General features: G+C 35.6%; 1 protein-coding gene. It reads right to left on the bottom strand.

Translation table 11 applies throughout. The annotated features are described in order from the left end of the window. Window positions 1-223: 223 nt before the first annotated feature. A partial coding sequence (locus BWGOE10_RS29350; RefSeq protein WP_236736016.1) for a plasmid pRiA4b ORF-3 family protein occupies window positions 224-795 on the bottom strand: 572 nt, incomplete at its 5' end.

Genomic DNA, 795 nt, shown 5'->3' with positions numbered 1-795 from the left:
CATCGCTATCAAGCTAAGGTTATGAAGTACCATCACGACTTTCACCGAAATCACAAGAAGTCATATAAGGGATAGCACTACCCATAAAGCAAAAAATACGTTATCCTTGCTGTAGAATCATAGGAAAGAATAGCGTATTTTTTCATTTTATGGGGTATTTTGTTTTGTTAGGTTGATAGCGATGTGGCGATATCCCATAAATAAACTAGCATTCATTTAGCACTTAATCACAATAAGTTAATCCTTTATTAATTTCGTGTATGTCAAAGAAAGAAGGATCAAAATTTAATAAATCCCATTCTGCGTAGATTTTATGTTGTGGGTGTGAAGAATCTTTTATCGCTTCTAAAAATTCAATATACCCTGGAATGCCCCCAATATCCTCTAATGGCGCCGCATTTTCTCCTCCTATACATTTTATTTCATCAGAAGGTTGATCAAATATCTTTTCAACATGAATCTGTAACAGCCAATGATCTCCAAAATCATATACATATTGAAAAGCCTGATCCGTTTTTCCGATATGTTGGTGTAGCATAGTTTTATCAGCATGTAGCATCGGGGACGACGTAGTCATTGCCAATGTATGAAAGGAAATGCTCGGATCAGGAGGAGATGAAATTACATATTTCCCCACAGTAAATTCAAATAAATGTTGGTGTTGCCACTGAAATAAGCATTGAATCACGTCATGTAAATCATCAAAGGATAAATCTGTCGGTAAACTAACTCTTCTCCAAATGGGGAAAGGACATCCCACTAATTCCAAGTGCAATTGATAACATTTCATTTGTG

Source organism: Bacillus mycoides (assembly GCF_001757995.1).
Lineage (GTDB): Bacteria > Bacillota > Bacilli > Bacillales > Bacillaceae_G > Bacillus_A > Bacillus_A mycoides_B.
This window is presented reverse-complemented; position numbering and strand designations above follow the sequence as displayed.